The sequence below is a fragment of the Corynebacterium macginleyi genome (assembly GCF_003688935.1).
Taxonomy (GTDB): domain Bacteria; phylum Actinomycetota; class Actinomycetes; order Mycobacteriales; family Mycobacteriaceae; genus Corynebacterium; species Corynebacterium macginleyi.
The window spans coordinates 108,610-128,157 of sequence record NZ_REGE01000006.1 but is presented as its reverse complement, the minus strand read 5'-3'; the positions used below and the strand labels follow the sequence as shown (position 1 = coordinate 128,157).

Annotated in this window: 16 protein-coding genes; 3 read left to right on the top strand and 13 right to left on the bottom strand. The window is 57.6% G+C overall.

Annotated elements, in window-relative coordinates:
* Positions 1–228: 228 nt before the first annotated feature.
* The gene (locus D9V82_RS06195) at positions 229–693 is read left to right on the top strand and encodes a hypothetical protein (protein WP_208635840.1); all 465 of its coding nucleotides are present in this window, start codon (positions 229–231) and stop codon (positions 691–693) included.
* A gap of 5 nt (positions 694–698) precedes the next feature.
* Here the strand turns inward: D9V82_RS06195 and D9V82_RS06190 are convergent, their stop codons facing one another.
* From D9V82_RS06190 to purS, 5 genes are all read right to left on the bottom strand, one after another.
* The gene (locus D9V82_RS06190; protein WP_267911390.1) at positions 699–1,589 is read right to left on the bottom strand and encodes a nucleotidyl transferase AbiEii/AbiGii toxin family protein; all 891 of its coding nucleotides are present in this window, start codon (positions 1,587–1,589) and stop codon (positions 699–701) included.
* 173 nt (positions 1,590–1,762) lie between these two features.
* Complete coding sequence (locus tag D9V82_RS06185) at positions 1,763–2,608, bottom strand: type IV toxin-antitoxin system AbiEi family antitoxin domain-containing protein (protein ID WP_234462043.1); 846 nt, start codon at positions 2,606–2,608, stop codon at positions 1,763–1,765.
* Between the two features lie 638 nt (positions 2,609–3,246).
* A complete protein-coding gene (gene purL, locus D9V82_RS06180) occupies positions 3,247–5,556 on the bottom strand; it encodes a phosphoribosylformylglycinamidine synthase subunit PurL (RefSeq protein ID WP_121911551.1) in 2,310 nt (769 codons plus the stop codon).
* Between the two features lie 13 nt (positions 5,557–5,569).
* Positions 5,570–6,253, bottom strand: a complete 684-nt coding sequence (purQ, locus tag D9V82_RS06175; RefSeq protein WP_121911550.1) for a phosphoribosylformylglycinamidine synthase subunit PurQ — start codon at positions 6,251–6,253, stop codon at positions 5,570–5,572.
* Positions 6,254–6,496 carry a phosphoribosylformylglycinamidine synthase subunit PurS gene (gene purS, locus D9V82_RS06170; protein ID WP_121911549.1) on the bottom strand — a complete coding sequence of 81 codons (243 nt, stop codon included), beginning with the start codon at positions 6,494–6,496 and terminating at the stop codon, positions 6,254–6,256.
* A 278-nt stretch (positions 6,497–6,774) separates the two neighbouring features.
* On the opposite strand from purS, the gene D9V82_RS06165 reads away from it, so the two are divergent.
* Positions 6,775–9,495, top strand: coding sequence for an ExeM/NucH family extracellular endonuclease (locus D9V82_RS06165; RefSeq protein ID WP_121911548.1), 2,721 nt, complete (start codon positions 6,775–6,777; stop codon positions 9,493–9,495).
* A gap of 7 nt (positions 9,496–9,502) precedes the next feature.
* On the opposite strand, the gene D9V82_RS06160 is transcribed toward D9V82_RS06165, so the two are convergent.
* The 6 genes from D9V82_RS06160 to purD form a co-directional block, all read right to left on the bottom strand.
* A complete protein-coding gene (locus D9V82_RS06160; RefSeq protein WP_121911547.1) occupies positions 9,503–9,952 on the bottom strand; it encodes an excisionase family DNA-binding protein in 450 nt (149 codons plus the stop codon).
* 95 nt (positions 9,953–10,047) lie between these two features.
* On the bottom strand, positions 10,048–10,731 hold the full coding sequence (locus D9V82_RS06155; RefSeq protein WP_121911546.1) for a DUF2334 domain-containing protein: 684 nt from the start codon (positions 10,729–10,731) through the stop codon (positions 10,048–10,050).
* 89 nt (positions 10,732–10,820) lie between these two features.
* Positions 10,821–12,944 carry a S9 family peptidase gene (locus D9V82_RS06150; protein WP_121911545.1) on the bottom strand — a complete coding sequence of 708 codons (2,124 nt, stop codon included), beginning with the start codon at positions 12,942–12,944 and terminating at the stop codon, positions 10,821–10,823.
* Between the two features lie 50 nt (positions 12,945–12,994).
* Positions 12,995–13,933, bottom strand: a complete 939-nt coding sequence (locus D9V82_RS06145) for a phosphoribosylaminoimidazolesuccinocarboxamide synthase (protein WP_204084057.1) — start codon at positions 13,931–13,933, stop codon at positions 12,995–12,997.
* A gap of 53 nt (positions 13,934–13,986) precedes the next feature.
* Positions 13,987–15,426, bottom strand: a complete 1,440-nt coding sequence (gene purB, locus D9V82_RS06140) for an adenylosuccinate lyase (protein ID WP_167449741.1) — start codon at positions 15,424–15,426, stop codon at positions 13,987–13,989.
* Between the two features lie 33 nt (positions 15,427–15,459).
* Positions 15,460–16,734, bottom strand: coding sequence for a phosphoribosylamine--glycine ligase (gene purD, locus D9V82_RS06135; protein WP_121911559.1), 1,275 nt, complete (start codon positions 16,732–16,734; stop codon positions 15,460–15,462).
* Positions 16,735–16,767: 33 nt separating this feature from the next.
* On the opposite strand from purD, the gene D9V82_RS06130 reads away from it, so the two are divergent.
* Positions 16,768–17,196 carry an HIT family protein gene (locus tag D9V82_RS06130; protein WP_121911544.1) on the top strand — a complete coding sequence of 143 codons (429 nt, stop codon included), beginning with the start codon at positions 16,768–16,770 and terminating at the stop codon, positions 17,194–17,196.
* On the opposite strand, the gene D9V82_RS06125 is transcribed toward D9V82_RS06130, so the two are convergent.
* Positions 17,193–18,722 carry a sensor histidine kinase gene (locus D9V82_RS06125; protein ID WP_121911543.1) on the bottom strand — a complete coding sequence of 510 codons (1,530 nt, stop codon included), beginning with the start codon at positions 18,720–18,722 and terminating at the stop codon, positions 17,193–17,195. The genes D9V82_RS06130 and D9V82_RS06125 overlap by 4 nt on opposite strands.
* Before the next feature lie 14 nt (positions 18,723–18,736).
* On the bottom strand, positions 18,737–19,441 hold the full coding sequence (locus D9V82_RS06120; protein WP_121911542.1) for a response regulator transcription factor: 705 nt from the start codon (positions 19,439–19,441) through the stop codon (positions 18,737–18,739).
* Positions 19,442–19,548 lie beyond the last annotated feature (107 nt).

Sequence of the window (19,548 nt, the reverse complement as noted above, 5' to 3'; positions counted from 1 at the left end):
AGACACCTCATGCACCGCACAGGAGACGCCAATGGTGACCACAACCAGCTAACCGCCTGACCTCAAACACAGAACTGAATACCGAGCCGAAAGCACAAACGGCTACACCACTACACGGGACTTGACCGAGCCATTACCGCTAAGAACCGAAACCTTTCAAATAAAAAGTTTGAGGAGCTTAAAAAGCAGCCGGGATGGGAAGACATCCTAAGGTCACTGGCCTTTTACGTGGCATATGTCATCCCCTATCCCCATTTGACGGAGAAGAATATCTGGACTGTCACGGCGATGCCCTCCACAAACAGGTCTGCTGTTGATCGCCGCGTGGCTACTTTGAGCATTAACAACGTGGAAATGTTTTATCTAAGAATCAGCCGTACTTCCAAAGGCGGAACTTGGAGACCTTGCACGAGATTAAACATTGCCGATACATACGAGCCGCCGATGTACATGCGCGACTACACATTCAGACATACTTATCATTCAGCGGGCCCCGTTAAGACAATCCTGTACCCCAGAGACTTCGCAATCGATGAACTGTTGATGGAAAATTCGATCCTTCTTGCTGCTCGTGAATTGGCGCTCGGGCAAATGAGAAAAGGAACGACGATGTTTTCGAAGTACCACAACGATGCTCTCGCGGATGAGATGTTCAGGTACCTCCAAGAGGAAATCATAGACAGAAGCTTGTGATCTCTTCAGCCTAAAGGGGGTAACCACGTTTTACGCCGGTGATCCCACTTCCCACTAAGCCGCTGTCTACTCAGTACCTCGTCTAGACACAATCCGGCATAACTCAAAGAACTGTGTAGTGAATGAAGCTCTGGCGGCAGGCCCGCATAGGTAGCCGCTTTCCGAGCGTATTCTTTTTCCCAGACGTTGCCAGGTGAAGAGATTCTGCCTGGCCAATCGATGCCTCGCCGATTGACTTCATGATCAAGAACTCCGAGCAATTTTTCTGCTGAGAAATCCTGCGTTCGAATAATTTGAATTATGTCTGCCAAATCATGAAATCGCATACTCACGCTATTTCCATGCGATTCCTGCATCGCACAGATCTTATCTGCGAGGTGCGCCTCGACGGGGATGATAGCTACGGAAAAACGCCGATAGCCTCCTTCCTTAGTGACTAGGTTAAGGAGAGGATCCACTTCGACTATTTCCGGAGGCACCTGTGTATCACGCATCAGAGTCACATCTATTCTGAATCGATGAAAAGTTCTTCCTCCTAAGTTTGCTTCTATATTTACTGTCATAGTTGGGGTTCTGTACCCTCCGTGAGTATCAAATCGTCTCGAATTGGTAGCTAGAATTTTGAAGGTAAAAGGGTCCACACTTTCACGCTGTAACTTGTGCTCGAGCTGATGGACGACATCTCGAGGATCATCCCATTTCTCAGCTCGAGCTAAATCAACGTCCCTGGTGAACCGCCCAGAGCCATTCCGCATCAATAAGGCAGTCCCCCCTTTGAGAATCCATTCGGAGGAGGGTTCACTGAATAGTCTGGTCAAAAAGCACTCGAAAACTAGTTGGAACTTGATGCTGTCTTTCGTCCTACCTCGAGACTTCGCTAAATTCGCTATTCTCATAGAAACGCTACGCTGCCAATTGCGAGCTTCTACGTGGCTAAGAGATCCCATTTTTCCCCTGTTTCCGGTCATTCAACTAGGTACCGACTATGGCTATTCTGACGGCTCTGAATTGTTTTCATTTGAATTTTTGAGAAATCAAGTGTCACCGAATCTATAGCTTAGTTCAGCTTTTACGAAGACTCATTCCGTCTCGTTCCGAAGTCCGGGCTGTCACTTACGGCTTCGACAGCGCTCTTTGACCAGTCCCTCGGCCCCAATAATTGATTGAAACAGTCAATAGTCTCGAAATATTTGCGATTGATTTGCTTAGGGCCTACAGCTAAATCCGCTGACAAGACACTTAAGAAGCGGCTGATATTCTCATTGTCATCCTCGTCAGATTTAGCTTCCGCTAGGCATGCTTCAAGTAGTTCCTGACCGGAACGAAAACGATATTTTGAAGCTGACTCATCGAGTCGATCAGAAAGTGCGTTAATCCGAACGCCTTCCTTACGCAAAGCATCCGTTACCAGGGTCGCTAGATAATTGAATTCAATATTTTCAGATGCTAGGTCGGCTACAGTTCGCTCTACCGAGGCAACCGGCAAACCATTGAAATTTTCAATTTCCCCTGGCTCTACCCGGCGATTGTTATAAATATGGATATCGTCTTGGCTCGTCTGTTTTCTAGACATCGAGGAAAATGTTTGCTTTTCCGGTATTAACTCTCCGATGTTATGTACAAGCGCTGCAGATTCATGGGAGACGAAAATTTTTCCCGCAGATCCTATGCGTTCTACAGCAAATAGCTTCGGCTCAAGGCTAATCCAAGCTTCTCGGGTATCAGTCATGGGACCGAACTGGGCAGAAGGAAGGAAAAAGACTCCTCTTCGAGCCCGTACCAAAATACCTCGCTCAGCCAATCGATTAATTTGGAGGCGAGAAATTCCCTCGCGCTGAGCTTGAGCAGTGGTAATTATGCCCCATTGATCAGCCGCTAAGGTTTCTAAATGCTGCAATGCCTCTAAAGACTTCATCGCCGCCACCGACTTCTCAACTTATGTCACTTAACGATCTTCTTTTGTATCACCTTAGAAGATACAAGTAAAGTTAAGAAAATCGGGCGCGATCTTTTGAACCCAATCTTTATACCGTAATATTAGGAGCATCTTTTCCACGCCTCCACTTCTACTTGACACGCTCACAGGTAGCGGGACAAATTCTTTACGGGGAGCATACGAAGATACACCAAGGAGCCTAGCGGCGGCTTCTCAGCTAACGCACCAGATTTTGCAGCGCTCCACCGGACTTGACCCCATAATGTTTCGAAGAACCTCTCCTATACTCGAAAAAATCACAGAGTTTTGACTAGTCGAATTAGAGGCCTCCCCCTCAGGAAGCTCCCCAACGCCACTAGTGACAACCGCTGCAGATTCAGAAATCGTCACGCTATGGAAAAGCTCCAGGGTATCAATTCCCATTCATGGATTTTGGGAACTTGTTTGAGCAGCGCGGATTGTGAGAGCCAGTCCGGGGTACCGCCCAAGCCAACAACCCCAGGCACAACACCCTCCTGAGAGAAAGTGTTGCAACGCCCCTCTCAACTCAAGATTGCGTAAACCAGCAAAAAGCCCGGCCGAAGCCGGGCTGATGCTAGGCAGTGCCAGGGGTTGGTTTACTCCACCACGGAGTTCGCACCCACGGCGTGGCCGAAGAGGTCAGGCAAGGTGGCAGACCATGCCTCAACCAGCTGGGAGATGGCCACGGATTCGCCGCCCAGTCTAAGCGCGCCGGTCTCCGTGGTCTCTCCCACGATGGCCGCGGGAATGCCGAGCTCGCCGGCGCGGGCGAGCACCTTATCGGCGCGGTCGGCGGTGGTGGCCACGAGCACGCGGGAGGCGGATTCGGAGAAGGCCGCGATAAAGGCATCCTCGTGCACGGCGGAGAGATCGAGGTCGAGGCCGAGGCCGGCGGCATCGCCAGGCGCACCAGCGCGCAGGGCCATCTCAAAAGCAGCGACGGCAAGGCCGCCTTCAGAGATATCGTGCGCGGCGGTGAGCAGATCGTTGCCATGGAAGAAACCCGCGAGGCTCTTCTCATTGGCCATATCTACCTGTGGCGGCAGGCCGTTGAGGTTGTTCTTATCGGAGCCCTCAGCACTGACGAGCTGCCAGATGGAACCGCCAAACTCATCCTTGGTTTCACCCAAGGCGATGAGGACTTCCTTCTCGTTGACGGTGCCCAGGTTATTGCTAATGGCCTGGTGCACATCGTCGATAACGCCGAGCACACCCACGACCGGGGTGGGCAGGATGGGCTCCGAGCCGGTCTGGTTGTAGAAGGAAACGTTGCCGCCGGAGACGGGGATGGCCAGTTCCACGGCGGCATCAGCAAGCCCATGCACGGATTCACGGAACTGCCACATCACGTCCGGGTTTTCCGGAGAACCGTAATTGAGGCAATTGGTAATCGCGACAGGCTTTGCGCCGGTGACCACGACGTTGCGGTAGGCCTCCGCCAGGGCCAAGCGCGCGCCCATATTCGGATCCAGTTTGGTGTAGCGGCCGGAGGCATCGGCGGAAACGGCGACGCCGCGGCCGGTCTCCTCATCAATGCGCAGCACGCCCGCGTTCGCGTGGTGCGACTGGACGGTATTGCCGCGCACGTAGCGGTCGTACTGGTTCATGATGAAATCGCGCGAGCACAGCGAAGGTGAAGAGACGAGCTTCTGCAAAGCTTCCACCAGGCCGCGTTTATCCGTGCCCTGGTATTTCTGCAGTTCATCCTGCCACTCGGGGCGGGCGTAGGGGCGTTCGTAGACCGGCGCTTCATCCGCAATGGTGCCGGCAGGCGCATCGACGACGATCTCGCCCTGGTGGCGGATGACCAGGTGGTCGCCCTCAGTAACCTCACCGATTTCGGCGCAGGTGACCTCCCAGTGTGCACAGATTTCGCGGAACTTCTCCACGTTTTCCGGTGCCACGACGGCGCACATGCGCTCCTGAGACTCAGACGCGAGGATTTCTGCGGCGGTCATGTTTTCCGCGCGCAGCGGCACCGCATCAAGGTTGACCTCCATGCCGCCATCGCCAGACGCCGCCAGCTCAGAAGTGGCACAGGCCAGGCCGGCGCCGCCCAAGTCCTGGATGCCCACCACAACGCCGGCGTGGTAGAGGTCTAGGCAGCATTCGATAAGCACCTTTTCCGCGAAAGGATCGCCCACCTGCACGGCCGGCAGCTTGCGCTCCGCGCCGTCTTCAAAGGTATCGGAGGCCAGCACAGAAACGCCGCCGATGCCATCCAGACCGGTGCGGGAACCAAAGAGCATAACCTTATTGCCGGTACCGGAGGCAAAAGCAAGCTTGAGGTCATCAACCTTGAGCGTACCCACGCACAGGGCGTTGACCAGGGGGTTTCCGGCATAGGTTTCATCAAAGACGGTTTCACCGCCAATATTGGGCAGGCCCAAAGAGTTGCCGTAGCCGCCCACACCGGAGACGACGCCAGGCAACACGCGCTTGGTATCGGGAGCATCGGCAGGCCCGAAGCGCAACTGATCCATCACGGCGATGGGGCGCGCCCCCATAGCCATGATGTCGCGAACGATGCCACCGACGCCGGTCGCCGCACCCTGGTAAGGCTCCACGTAGGAGGGATGGTTATGCGATTCCACGCGGAAGGTCACCGCGTTGCCATCGCCGATATCGACCACGCCGGCGTTTTCACCAATGCCGGCGAGGATCTTCTCCCCCATCTCCTCCGTCATGGTCTCCCCAAAGTAGCGCAGGTGCGTCTTGGAAGACTTATAGGAGCAGTGCTCAGACCACATCACGGAGTACATGGTCAACTCCGCATCGGTGGGGCGACGACCCAGAATATCGTGGATGCGCTGGTATTCGTCATCTTTCAGGCCGAGTTCAACGTACGGCTGCTGCTCGTCCGGAGTAGCCTTCGCCTTTTCTACGGTGTCATTAAAAACAGTCATGTAGGTGGCCTCCTTAAACCGCCGGCGCTTCCGCGACGGTCTTGATGGCGGATACAAAAAGTCCCAATCCGTCGGTGGATGGTCCGGTCAGCGGGTCAATGGCGTGTTCTGGGTGTGGCATAAGGCCCACGATGCGCCCGGACTCATCGCTCACACCGGCAATCCCATTAATAGAGCCATTGTAATTATCGGTGTAGCGGAAGACCACGCGGCCTTCACCCTCGATGCGCGCGATATCGTCATCGCCGGCCTGGAAGCGGCCTTCGCCGTGCTTGGCGGGCACCAAGATCTTCTGGCCTTTTTCAAACTCGCTGGTCCAGGCCGTAGTGGTGTGCTCCACCTCGAGGTAGGTATCGGTGCAATGAAAATGCAGGCCCTTATTCCGGGTCAAGGCGCCCGGTAGAAGGCCTGCTTCAGTCAAAATCTGGAAACCATTACAAATGCCCAGTACCGGCATTCCCGCCTTGGCACGATCGATGACGCTGCGCATGACGGGGGCAAGCGCCGAAATAGCGCCCGAGCGCAGATAGTCACCATAGGAAAAACCACCCGGCACGACCACCGCGTCCACGCCACGCAGATCGGCATCCGCGTGCCAGAGATTAATGACCTCGGCGCCTGCGGTGCGGGCTGCGCGGGCGGCATCCACATCATCCAGGGTGCCGGGGAAGGTGATTACTCCGATTTTTGTGGTCACTTACTTGACCTCCAGCTGCGTAACCTCGTAGTCCTCGATAACGGTATTAGCCAGCAGCATTTCTGCCACCTTATCCAGTTCCTCTGTGGTAACCGAGTCATCTACCTCGAGTTCGAAGCGCTTTCCTTGGCGCACATCGCTGACACCGGATACTCCGATGCGGCCCAATGCGCGGACGACAGCTTGGCCCTGCGGATCCAGAATTTCCGCCTTGGGCATGACATTGACAACTACACGAGCCATGAAATTATTGCCTTACTGTAAGGGGCTTAGGTCTGCCCGTTTCAGTGTAGTCATACCCCCGTCCAATCCCCAGATATACCCCCGCAGCATGGTTGTCACCCCCGAAAGACAAACTCCGCGTAAATTACAACCACAGGAAAACGAATTGTGCGCAGCACCCAGACTTCCCCGCCTGGTCGCGTGACACCTACCCGGTGCGCGCCTAGGTGCACCGAGTGTTCAGCAGGTAAATATAAAAAACGTCCTTGACAACTTTCTCTATGACAAAGGTGACTTCTATGGCTCTTCGCCGCCTGGGCATGGTAGCCCTCGCTGCTGGTTTCTCCACCCTTTCCCTGTCCATCGCAGTGCCTAGCACCATGGCCGCCCCGGATAATTCCACCGCGGTCATCTCTGAGGTCTACGGTGGTGGTGGAAACAAAGGCGCGAGCTTTTCCCACGATTTCATCGAGTTATATAACCCCACCGATACCGCAATCGACCTCACCGGCTGGTCCGTGGAGTACTTCGCCTCCACCGGCAATAGCGGCGGCAAGATAACCCTGTCTGGCACCATCGCTCCCCACGGTTATTACTTGGTGCAGGGCGCTGCTGGCAATGGCCAATCCCAGGCGCTTCCCACGCCGGATGCGGAAGGCAAGGTCGCTATGTCAAGCACGAACGGCTCAGTGCAGCTTGCCGATGCCACCGGCACCACCATCGACCTCGTCGGGTACGGCGCCGCCTCTAAGTTTGAGGGCTCTGCCACCGGCGCGCTATCCAATGACACCTCCGCTTCCCGCAATGCGGCGGGTGCCGATACCGACGACAACTTAGCGGACTTCACCGTCGGTACGCCGTCTCCTACCAATTCCGGCAACGAGTCCCCGGCCACACAGCTGGGTGGCTCGGGTGACTCCGAGAATCTCCCCGCGCCCGAAGGCATTACCCCGATTGTGGAAATCCAGGGCACCGGCGATGCCTCCCCCCTCGATGGCCAGAACGTTGCTACCCAAGGCGTTGTCACCGGCGTGTGGAGCGAGGGTGGTTTGAACGGCTTTACCATCCAGACCGGCGGCACGGGCCACGAAGTTACTAATGCCTCCCCGGCGCTCTTTGTCCACATGGGCACGAAGGGCGCCGATAAATACCCCCGCATTGGCGATTCTGTGGAGGTCACCGGCCAGGTATCCGAGTACTTCGGTGCCACCCAGATCACCGCGTCTGCCCTCAAACAGCTCGATACCGCGCTGGAGGCCGTCACCCCGCTCGCCGTGGACGAGCTTCCCCAAGGAGATGCTGCTCGCGAGCCCCTTGAGCACATGCTCATCCAACCCGGCGCGTATACGGTGACCAATAACTACTCGCTCAACCAGTACGGCGAGGTCGGCCTTGCCCCGGGCAAGGAAGCTTTCCGCCAGCCTTCCGATGTCCACCCCCCTTCCACCGACCCCAATTCCGATCTGCAAAAACTGGCCAAGGAGAACGCGGAAAGGCTCGTCACCTTGGATGATGGCCGCACCCGCGATTATTTAAAGACGGATAAGGACACCCCGCTGCCCTATATTGCCCAAGACAGCGGTAAGACCATCAAATCCCTGCGTACCACCGATACCGTGGAATTCCAGCACCCGGTGATCGTAGGCTATTCCCACAAGCAATGGCGCTTTCAGCCTACTGAACCGGTCACCGGTGAGACCGCCGGCACTGATCTTCCCATCTCCTGGCAAGAATCCCGTGGCGCGGAGCTACGCGCTGTCGATGACGTCAAGGGCGAATACACCATCGGTGCCTTTAACGTGCTGAACTACTTCACCTCCCTGGGTGAGGAATTCGGGGGCAGCGCCTATACCGACCGCGAGGGCAATAAGGTCACCGTTAATCGTGGCAAGACCCGCGGTGCCTATACCGAATCCGCATTAAAGGACCAAGAGCGCAAGATCGTCGCCGCCATCAATGCCCTGGATGCCAATGTCATTGGGCTTTCCGAAATCGAAGATGGCTACGCGGTTACCGGGGACTTTGACCAGCGTGATAAGGCGCTCAAGCGCTTAACCGAAAAACTTAACGAGGCCGCCGGCGCCGAGAAGTGGGCCTACGTGCCCTCCCCCTCCAAAGAGCAGGTCCCTGCACACCCCGATGTCATCCGCACCGCGTTCATCTACCACAAGGACGTAGTCAAGCCGGTAGGCGAATCCCGCATATTCCAGGATCCGCGTTTTTCCGGCACCGCCCGCGAGCCACTGGCCCAGGAATTCCAGCCACTCAATAGCACCGACGGGTCCTTCGTGGCCGTGGCCAACCACTTCAAATCCAAGGGCTCGGTGGCCAAGGGCGATGGGGATGCCGGCGATGGTCAAGGCAATAACCCCAATGTTCGCAATGCCCAGGCCCAGGCCGTGCTGGATGCGCTGCACAAGCAGGACGATTGGCAGGAAAAGCCGCTATTCGCCCTGGGTGATTTCAATGCCTATACCCACGAAACCGCGCTCGATGTCTTCCGCAACGATGGCTTTACCGTGCCTGCGGAAAAATACGGCGCCGATACCTCCTATCAGTTCGGTGGCCTGCTCGGCAGCTTAGACCACGTCCTCGCCAATGAGGTTGCTTCGGGATTAGTTGATGATGCCCAAGTATGGAACATCAATGCCGACGAACCCGTCGCCTTTGAGTATTCTCGCCGCAATTACAATATCGTCGACTTTTATGACGATTCCCCCTTCCGCGCCTCCGATCACGATCCCGTCAAGGTCGGCTTCACTTTGGGCACGGACGAATCCACCAACGCCCCAAGTCACAGCGATGAGGGCGATAACGACACCACCGATGGGCCAGGCTTTGGATTCAGCTCTAGCTCACTTGGCACCGGCGCCATTATCGGCTTCGCCATCCTGGCTGGCCTGCTCGCCATCCCCGGCTTCATGGCGGCCACCGGCAACCTGCAAAAGATCATCCCCGCCGGCCTCTGGGACATGCTCCCGGAGCAGGCTAAGGACTTCATCGCTAGCCTGAACAAGTAGGACTCGGTTACTCGTACAAACCCATTTCCTCAGAAAGCGCCGCGAGCTCATCTGCCGCAGCACGCTGTTCAAGGTCTCTCTGACGCTTAAACTCCTGCACGCTGGAGGCATACAAACGGCGGTGGGTACCTACTTTATGTCCCTTCAGGATCCCCTCGTCCATGAGCTTGATGACATGTGGACGAGAGACATTCAGAAGATCTGCTGCCTGTTGCGTTGTCAGTTCCGCGTTCAAGGCAATTACTTTTACTTTCCGCCCAGCGGCCGTGTTGACAAGGATCTCACAAAGTAATTCAGCGACATCGCGTGATAATCGAATAGGTTCATCTGATCCTGGAGCTACTATATCGATTTCTCCGCGTTCGGGGACACTAGCAAGCGTAAGGTTGAGCTTTTGAAGGGCATGGCGCGCTGCGGCCTTGGCGCGGTCAATGTTTTTCTCTTGCAGATTCATCATGACCTACACGTTAGACCCTAAACAAAATAAACGAAAGGACTAATCTGATGTCCTCATCTCCAGAAGCTCAGAAACTCTATAAGGCCTCAGCCTGACTAGTGCGGCAGGTAAATGCTGTAATCGGCAGGGGTAGCACCCGCGTCGAGGGCGCGGCGAGCTGCCTTCACAAAATCCTTGCTGACCTTGCGATCATCCAAGTTGCGGGCAGAGATGGAAAGGCGCACAGTGTTGCCGCGCTGGGCGGAGCGCTCCGCCGCGCGGATGATATTTTTACGCCACCATTTGGCGGAACCAAAGCCCTCACCAAAAGAAAGGTTGCGGGCTTGGTGGAATGTCCCGGTCGCTACTTCGAGGATGCCGCGGGTAGAAACCGCCGCCTCGAAGGGAAAATTGGGCAGGACCTGCAAAGTTCCGGGAGACATGCGCCAGCGCGGGGGCGCGAAGATGGTAGGTTCGAAACCAATCTGCGCCATCTGCCGGGTCGCACCGGCTAGGCGCAGCTTCGCCTCGTGCGAGTTAAGGTTAGCAAACTCCGCCCGGCGGCCTTGCGCGGCTTGGTCGAAGCCATTGAGGATAAGCAGGCGGCCCGCGGCCACCTGATCCTTTAGCCACTGTTGGGTGTCCTTGTCCTTGGCCAAGTGCCAGTTACCATCGATGTGCGGGGCGATGAGCAGGGAGACGGGAATGTCCTCCCGGTCCAGAACCGACAGGAAGCTGGTAGCCTGCTTCCGAGTGTCCTCAAAAATACTGGAGATAGAAACCAGAAGGTGGCTAGTCATAGCTCAAATTATCGCACAGCACCGCCAACTCCGCGCGCTGTGCAGACTGGTGGACTAAATCCCTGCCAGCGCACGACGGTGCTGTGCGGTTACTCCGTTAGCCCGGTAGCCTTATTGATGGTCCAGGCATATTCGAAGGCGTTTTGGCGCCATTTATCGTAGCGTCCGGACACGCCACCGTGTCCGGCGGACATCTCCGTCTTGAGCAGGAATTCGCCGCCGGTAGCCGTAGCGCGCAGCTGGGCAATCCATTTCGCTGGTTCCACGTACAGCACGCGGGTATCGTTCAGCGAGGTAATCGCCAAGATATCCGGATACTCCTTGGGCTCCACATTCTCATAGGGCGAATAGGACTTCATGTAGTCGTAGTATTCCGGATCATGGTACGGGTCACCCCACTCTTCCCACTCGGGGACGGTAAGGGGAAGCTCCGGCATGAGCATCGAGGTCAGCGGGTCCACGAAGGGGACGACGGCTTGGATGGCGGTAAAGCGATCAGGAGCCATATTAGCCACGGCACCCATGAGCATGCCGCCGGCGGACCCGCCTTCGGCCACCAGTTGATCCGGGGTGGTCACCCGGCGCTCAATGAGGTCATCAGCCACCGCGATGAAATCAGTGAAGGTGTTTTTCTTCTGCAGCATCTTGCCATCGTCGTACCACTGTCGGCCCATTTCGCCGCCACCGCGCACGTGCGCCACCGCATAAATCATGCCGCGATCCATAAGCGATAGCCGCACCGCGGAGAAGTACGGGTCCATGCTGGCTTCGTAAGAGCCGTAGCCGTACAGCAACGTCGGGTTGGGCTTCGTGCGATCCAAGTCGCTACGGTGCACTACGGAAACCGGAATCTTGGTGCCATCGCTGGCGGTAGACCAGATGCGGTAGGCCACATAATCATCCGGGTTGTAGCCACCGGGGACTTCCTGTTCTTTCAGCAGCGTGTACTCGCCGGTATCAACGCGGTAATCGAAAAGCTGCGCAGGCTGGATATAGGACACATAATTCACGCGGACTACTGGCGCATCCCATTCCGGGTTGCCGGCCACGGCGACAGTAAAGAGCTCCTCAGTGAAGTTAAGCTCTTCAAATTCCCCGAAGTCATCGCCAACACGCATAATCGCAGCCCGGCCGATACCACCGCGACGGTATCCCAGCACCATGTGGTCGCGGTAAGTATCCACGCCCTCGATGCGGGTGGTGTCTTCGTGTGCCACTAGCTCGGGCAGGTCGCGCAGGGCGGGAAGTTCCTCGTTAGCCTTGGCATAGCCCACCGCAAAGTTGGGTCCGGTGGCGTTGTGGGTGACAACCCAGTAGTCTTCGCCGCCTACCACAGCGTGGTCAACATCGTATTCCACACCAGTCTCGCGTTTCCACAACGGGCGAAATTCACCTTCGGGGTCTTTCGTATCCATCACCCACGACTCCGAGGTAATCTTCGATCCCACCCCGATGAAGAGGTACTTATCGGAGCGAGCACTGCCGATGCCCACGTTAAAGTGCTCATCCTCCTCATGGAACACGCGCACATCCGCGGACTGCTCAGTGCCTACCTTATGGCGCCATACCGCGTCCGGGCGCCAGGCATCATCCACCGTGATGTAGAAGATATAGCCATCGCCTACCCAGGTAGCGCCATAGAAGATGCCGGTAAGGTGATCTTCTAAAAGCTCCCCGGTGTCAAGATCTTTAATGGATAGTTCAAAGCGCTCGCCCCCGGCAAAGTCTACCGAATAAGCCAGGTAACGGCCGGAATCTGAAATGGAGGCCGCACCGAGGGCAAAGAAATCCTTGCCCTCTGCCAAGGCATTGGAGTCGAGGATAATTTCTTCGCCTTGAAGGCTGCCTTCTTCCGGAATCACCGGTGCAGTCCACGGATCGCTTCCCTCTTCTACCGGGATGCGACAGGAATAGCCGTAGTTCTTTCCTTCTTCCGAGCGGCTGTAGTACCAGTACTTACCACGGCGCGCTGGCACAGACATGTCGGTTTGTTTAATGCGAGACTTAATTTCTTGGAAGATATTTTTCGTCATCGCATCCAAGTGCCGGGTGTGTGCCGCAGTGTAATCATTTTCGGCATTCAGGTAATCCAGAGTTTCCTGCGATTGCTTATCGCGCAGCCACTCATAATTATCCACGAATTTGCGGCCATGAAATTCGCGCTTGACAGGGTGGACTGGGGCGACCGGTGCGGCCATCTTTTCATCACTCATGCCCTCCCACTGTACGCGTCGCCGCTCGTGCCCTAGCGGCGGGCACCCGACTACCGCGCGGTAGCCCCATCTGGCGCGGACTGCGGCCCAACCGCCGAGGAACATGGAGAAAGGAAGTCCGCGAAGCGTTTACCCGAGAGCTTTTCGTAGGCTTCGATATAGCGCAAGCGGGTGGCGGAGACGACGTCATCAGGAAGCGCGGGCGGATAAGCATCGGAAGACCTATCCCAGCCGGAGGCAGCGGAAGTCAGCCAATCGCGCACGTACTGCTTATCAAAGGAGGGTTGAACCTCGCCCTCCGCATAGGAATCTGCGGGCCAGTAGCGGGAGGAATCGGGGGTGAGGACTTCATCGGCAAGCACGAGCGTGCCGTGCGCATCGAGGCCGAATTCGAATTTGGTATCGGCCAAAATAATGCCCTTGTCCTCCGCCAGCTGGGCAGCTTTGGCGTAAATGCGCAAGGTAGCCGCGCGCAACTCCTCGGCGCGCTCGCGACCGAGCTTATCTACCACGTAATCGAAAGACACGTTCTCATCATGATCACCGTGCTCCGCCTTCGTAGCGGGGGTGAAAATGGGCTCGGGCAGGCGGGAGGCCTCCACCAAGCCGGCGGGCAGCTTAATACCGCAGACGGTGCCGTCGGCCTGGTATTCCTGCAACCCAGAGCCGGTGAGGAAACCGCGCGCGACGCACTCGAAGGGCACCATCTCTAGCTTCTTCACCACCATGGCGCGGCCCAAGCACTCTTGCGGAATACGCTCATCATCGAGCGGTCCGGCGAGGTGATTGGGAAAGTCGATGGCATCGAAGAAAAACTTCGAGGTGGCCGTGAGAACCCGGCCTTTATCTGGAATGGCCGGCTCCAAGGCAAAGTCGTAGGCGGAGATGCGGTCAGAGACCACCATTAACAGGGTGTTGTCGTCCACATCGTAAATATCGCGGACCTTGCCGGAGGCTACGTGGGTATGAGAAGAAAGCTCAGGACGCATGGTCCTCATCATAACGCGCGGGCGTGCGCGGGCACGTAAGCCCGCGCACAACGCTAGAGGATTTCGCCCGGCTTATACGCAGCGGCCTTGGGGTGCTCGCCTACGAGGGCCTTAATGCGGTTTAGGACCTGGGAGACTTGGGATTCGGCGGCACCAATGAAAGCATGCTTATCCTCGAGGACCCGTTCGAGCTCGGCCGCATCCATGGGCAGGCGATCATCTGCGGCAAGGCGCTGGATTAAGTCCTGATTGCCTCCGTTTTCGCGCATATTCAGCGCCACGGCCACGGCGTTTTCCTTGATAACCTCGTGAGCGGTTTCGCGGCCTACCCCGGCGCGCACCGCCGCCATGAGGATGCGGGTGGTGGCCAGGAAGGGCAGGTAGCGCTCGAGCTCGCGGTCGATCATGGCGGGGAAGGCGCCGAATTCATCGAGCACCGTGAGGAAGGTTTCGAATTGGCCGTCGATGGCAAAGAAGGCATCGGGAAGCGCGACGCGGCGCACCACCGAGCAGGAGACATCCCCCTCGTTCCATTGGCTGCCCGCGAGATCCGCGGCCATGGTGAGGTAGCCGCGCAGGATGACCTGCAGGCCGGTCACGCGCTCGCAGGAGCGGGCGTTCATCTTGTGCGGCATGGCGGACGAGCCGACCTGGCCTTCCTTGAAGCCCTCGGTGACGGTCTCGTTGCCGGCCATCAGGCGGATAGTGGTGGCCAGCGATGCCGGGGCGGTGCCCAGGGAGACGAGGCAGGAGATGGCATCGAAATCCAGCGAGCGCGGGTACACCTGGCCCACGGAGTTGAAGATGCGGCGGAAGCCTAGGTAATCGGCAATATTGGTCTCTAGGGAGGCGAGTTTGTCCTCGGAACCGCCCATGAGATCGAGCATGTCCTGCGAGGTACCCATGGGGCCCTTGATGCCGCGCAGCGGGTAATGCGACAGCAGGTCTTCTACACGCTCGATGGCCAGCAGCATCTCATCGCCGGCGGTGGCAAAGCGCTTGCCCAGCGTGGTGGCCTGCGCGGCCACGTTGTGCGAGCGCCCGGCCATGACCAGGGATTGGTACTCGGCGGCGTGGCGGCCGATGCGCGCGACCACGGCGATGGCCTTATCCCGGATGATTTCTAACGAGGTGTGAATCTGTAGCTGCTCCACGTTCTCAGTGAGATCGCGGCTGGTCATGCCCTTGTGGATGTGCTCGTAACCGGCCAGCGCATTGAATTCTTCGATGCGGGCCTTCACATCGTGGCGGGTGATACGCTCGCGCTGCGCAATAGATTCGAGGTTTACGTCCTCGATCACGGCCTCGTACGCGCTAATGGCCTTGGCGGGGATGTCCACGCCTAGGTTCTTCTGGGCGTGCATCACGGCGATCCACAGCTTGCGCTCGAGGATGATTTTATGCTCCGCGCTCCAGATATTGGCAAGCTCTGCAGAAGCATAACGGGAGGACAGGACGTTGGGGATATTCTTCTTCTCAGCCACGTGGCTCATTATTCCATGCCCGCCCTCCCCCGTGGCTACTTCCTAGATAGAAATTTCTCCTGCTGCGGCGCGCTTGCCGATGTCCTCCCGGACAAACCCGCCCGCAAACTCAATGCCCTGAGCGGTGGCGTAAGCATTGTCGCGCGCGGCATCCAGCGTTTCACCCTTGCCTAAAATGTTAAGCACGCGGCCACCATTGCTGCGAAATACCCCGCTGGAGTATTCCGTGCCAGCGTGGAGCACGCGCTCGGGGTCTTCTAGGCCCTCGCCGACAATGACATCGCCTTTACGGGGCGAGGCGGGGTAACCGGCGGCCGCCATGACCACGGTGATGGCATAGCCGTCCTCCCACTGCAGTGGCTCGAGTTCTGCCAGCGTACCAGTGGCGGTGGCGTTGAGGGCTTGCGCCAGGGGGGACTTCAGGAGTGAGAGCACAGCTTGGGTTTCTGGGTCACCAAAGCGGCAGTTAAATTCCACCACGGCTGGGCCCTGTGTACCCCAAGCCAGCCCGGCATAAAGTAGGCCGGAGTAGGGGGTACCGCGGCGCACCATTTCCTGGGCCACCGGCGTGCAAACCTCGTCGACGATGCGCTGCACATCGTCCTTACCAAGCCACGGCAGCGGTGTATAAGCTCCCATGCCGCCGGTATTGGGGCCCTCGTCATTGTCATAAGCGCGCTTGTGGTCCTGAGCGGGCAGCAGCGGTACGACGGTTGCGCCATCAACAAGGCAGAACAGCGATATTTCGGGGCCGTCCAAAAAAGATTCCAGCAGCACGGGGTTGCCAGCGCCCAGAACTGCATCCACGTGCGCGCGGGCGGCGGCCCGCTCGCTGGTAACCACGACGCCCTTGCCGCCTGCCAGGCCATCGTCCTTGACTACGAACTGCGGCCCGAAATTATCTAGCGCGGCCTCAATATCAGCATCGCTGGCACCCGGCCGCAGCTGGTGCGAGCGGGCGGTTTTCACCCCAGCTGCCTCCATGACTTCCTTGGCAAAAGCTTTGGAGCCTTCAATCTGGGCGGCGTCCTTATTGGGCCCGAAGACGGCGATACCGTCTGCGCGCAACGCATCCGCCACACCGGCGACCAGCGGCACCTCGGGGCCGATGACCACTAGTTCAGCGGCGACCTCGCGGGCGAGTTCCACCATCCGCGCTGGCTCATCTACCTGGGAGTACTCCGGGTGCACGGTAGCTAGCGGAGCCATGGCCGCGCTACCGGGCGCGACGTGGATCTCCGCAACCTGTGGATCAGCGTGCAGTCCTTTCACGAGGGCGTGTTCACGGCCGCCCGAACCAATTACGAGAATGCGCATGCCCACCATCATAGCTACGGTAGCCTGGCAGCTATGGCTTCTGTATTTAGCAAAATCATTACTGGTGAACTACCCGCCCGCTTTGTCTACCGCGATAAGACCTGCGTGGCTTTTCTCTCCATCGAGCCACTGCGCTACGGCCACACCCTAGTCGTGCCCATTAAGGAAGTAGATAAGTGGACCGACCTGGATTCGCAGACCTGGACACACCTCAATAAGGTGGCGCTGGAAATCGGTGAGGCCATCAAGAACGCGTACGACACTCCACGCACCGGGTATGTCATTGCCGGCTTCGATGTGCCGCATACCCACATCCATCTCTTTCCTACCGAAAAGATGGAAGAGTACGACTTTGCCAAGGCCTATGCGGCCGAAGACACCGACGAAGCCGCCATGGATGAGGCGGCCGCGCGCATCCGCCAGCATTTGGGCACCAACGAGGACGGCTACCGCGCGGACTAATCCTGCGGTTCCTCCAGCGCGGGCAGGCGCACCGTAAAGGTAGTGCCGTGGCCGAGTGCGGAATCTACGCTGATGCTGCCGCCGTGCTGTTCCACCAAGGAATGCACGATGGCAAGGCCCAAGCCGGATCCTCCGGTATCACGCGTGCGGGAAGAATCCGCGCGGTAGAAGCGCTCGAAGATGTGGGCGGCGTCTTTAGAAGACATTCCCTTGCCGTCATCAATGACATCCACGAGGATGTCATTATTATCGCGCCGCAGCTGCAAGGTAACCGCGGCATCCTCGCCGCCGTGGCGCAGACCATTGGAAATAAGGTTGAGCAGCACCTGGTGGAGGCGGTCTGCATCGCCATTGACCACAGGGATGGACTGCGCCTTATTGACCACCTTAACCTCACGCTCGGGGAAGGCCGCGCGCGCGGACGATCCCACCGAGAGGGAAAGCTCCAAAAGATCCACCGGCCGTAGATCCAAGCGCGTTCCTTCCGCACGGGTAAGCGCCAGCAGGTCTTCTACCAGCAGCGACATACGCTTGGACTCGTTATCTATCTTGGACAAGACCAGATCGACATCGTTCGTAGCCCCGGATCGGTAGAGCTCCGTGTAACCGCGCAGGCTAGTCAGCGGGGTGCGCAGCTCGTGGGAGGCATCGCCGACAAAGCGGCGCATTTGTTCCTCTTTTTCCTGCGCCGTCACCACGGACCGCTGCAGGTGGCCCAGCATGATATTGAGCGCAGCGGCCAATTGGCCGACCTCCGTATGCAGCGGCCACTCGGGCACGCGCTTATCCAGATCCCCGGCCGCGATGTCCGATGCCGTCGATTCCACCACCCGCAGCGGACGCAATGCCCTGCGAATAAACCAGAAGCCGAAGGCGGCCATGGCTGCTAAGGCGATCGCCGCGATGGATACTTGTACCATGGCTAGACCATGCAGAATCTCCTTTTCGTGGGTCATGTCCTTAGCAATGACGGTGATAACGCCATTGGAATCCGCAAAGGCTAGCGCGCGCCACTTGGTGTTATTTTCAATCGAGCCCACCGTCGTGGGGTACCCCCCGAGGGGAACGCCCTCCACGTCCGGGGTGGTGGACGTGGGTCCGGAATAGCGAATGGTGCCATCCGGAAGATAATTAAGCACCACGTATTCCGTGGGTGGGCGCTTAGTGTGGTCACCTAGAAAGAAGTCATTGCTCACATCGCGGGCCCAGGAGGATGACGCCGAGCGTAGTTCGCTATCGACGTTGTTATAGAGCACGTTGCGCATGATCGAATTCACGGCAAAGGACGAGCCCGTCAACCCGAGGCCGGAGATAACCACGAGGAGAACCACCAGCCAGGTGCGCAGGGGCATCGCCTGCGGTATCTGCTTGATGTAGTCGCGCTTGAAGCGCTTCTTTTTCTTTCCCTGCCCCTGCTGCGGCAATCGGTCCAGCTGCTCATGCCACTTTAGGGGCGGCTGCTGTGCTTGCTGGGGCTGCATTGAGCCAGACCTGCCCACGGCGGGGTTCTCCGGTGTTCCTGTCATTACACAACGTCGGTTTAGGAGCGCGGGGTGCGCAGCACATAGCCCACACCGCGCACGGTGTGGATGAGCGGCGTATCGCCGGTATCGATCTTGCGGCGCAGGTAGGAAATATAGGATTCCACGACGTTGCCATCGCCGCCGAAGTCATAGTGCCACACGTTGTCCAAGATCTTGGATTTGGACAACACCACTTCCTTGTTTTGCATGAGGTAGCGCAGGAGATTGAACTCCGTAGGCGAAAGCTCGATGAGCTGGCCACCCTTGGTGACCTCGTGGGTATCGTCATTCAAGGTCAGATCGGCATAGCTCATGGTGGCATCATTAGAGGACTCTTCGGCGGCACCACCCCGGCGCATAATCACGCGCAGGCGGGTAATGACCTCTTCGAGACTAAAGGGCTTGGTAACGTAATCGTCCGCACCGATGGTCAAGCCATGGATGCGCTGATCCACCCCATCCTTGGCGGTCAGGTACAGCACCGGGCCATCCAGGCCTTCTTGGCGCAACTTGCCCAAAAGCGCGAAGCCGTCCATGCCCGGCATCATGACATCCAAAATATAGGCATCCGGGTTTACCTCACGCGCCACGCGCAGCGCTTCGTTGCCCGAACTAGCACTATAGACATCAAAATTTTGGAACTTCAACGATACCGTCAATAGCTCCACGATATTCGGCTCGTCATCAACGACGAGGACTGTGGCAAGTTTCTTGTCTTCCATACGTCCTGCAGCTCCTTATTACTTCCTGTCCTCTACACACCTGCGTGCATGCAAGCTTTAATCATCCAGTGTGGCACACCCAGTTTCTAGCCTACTGATAAATTTCT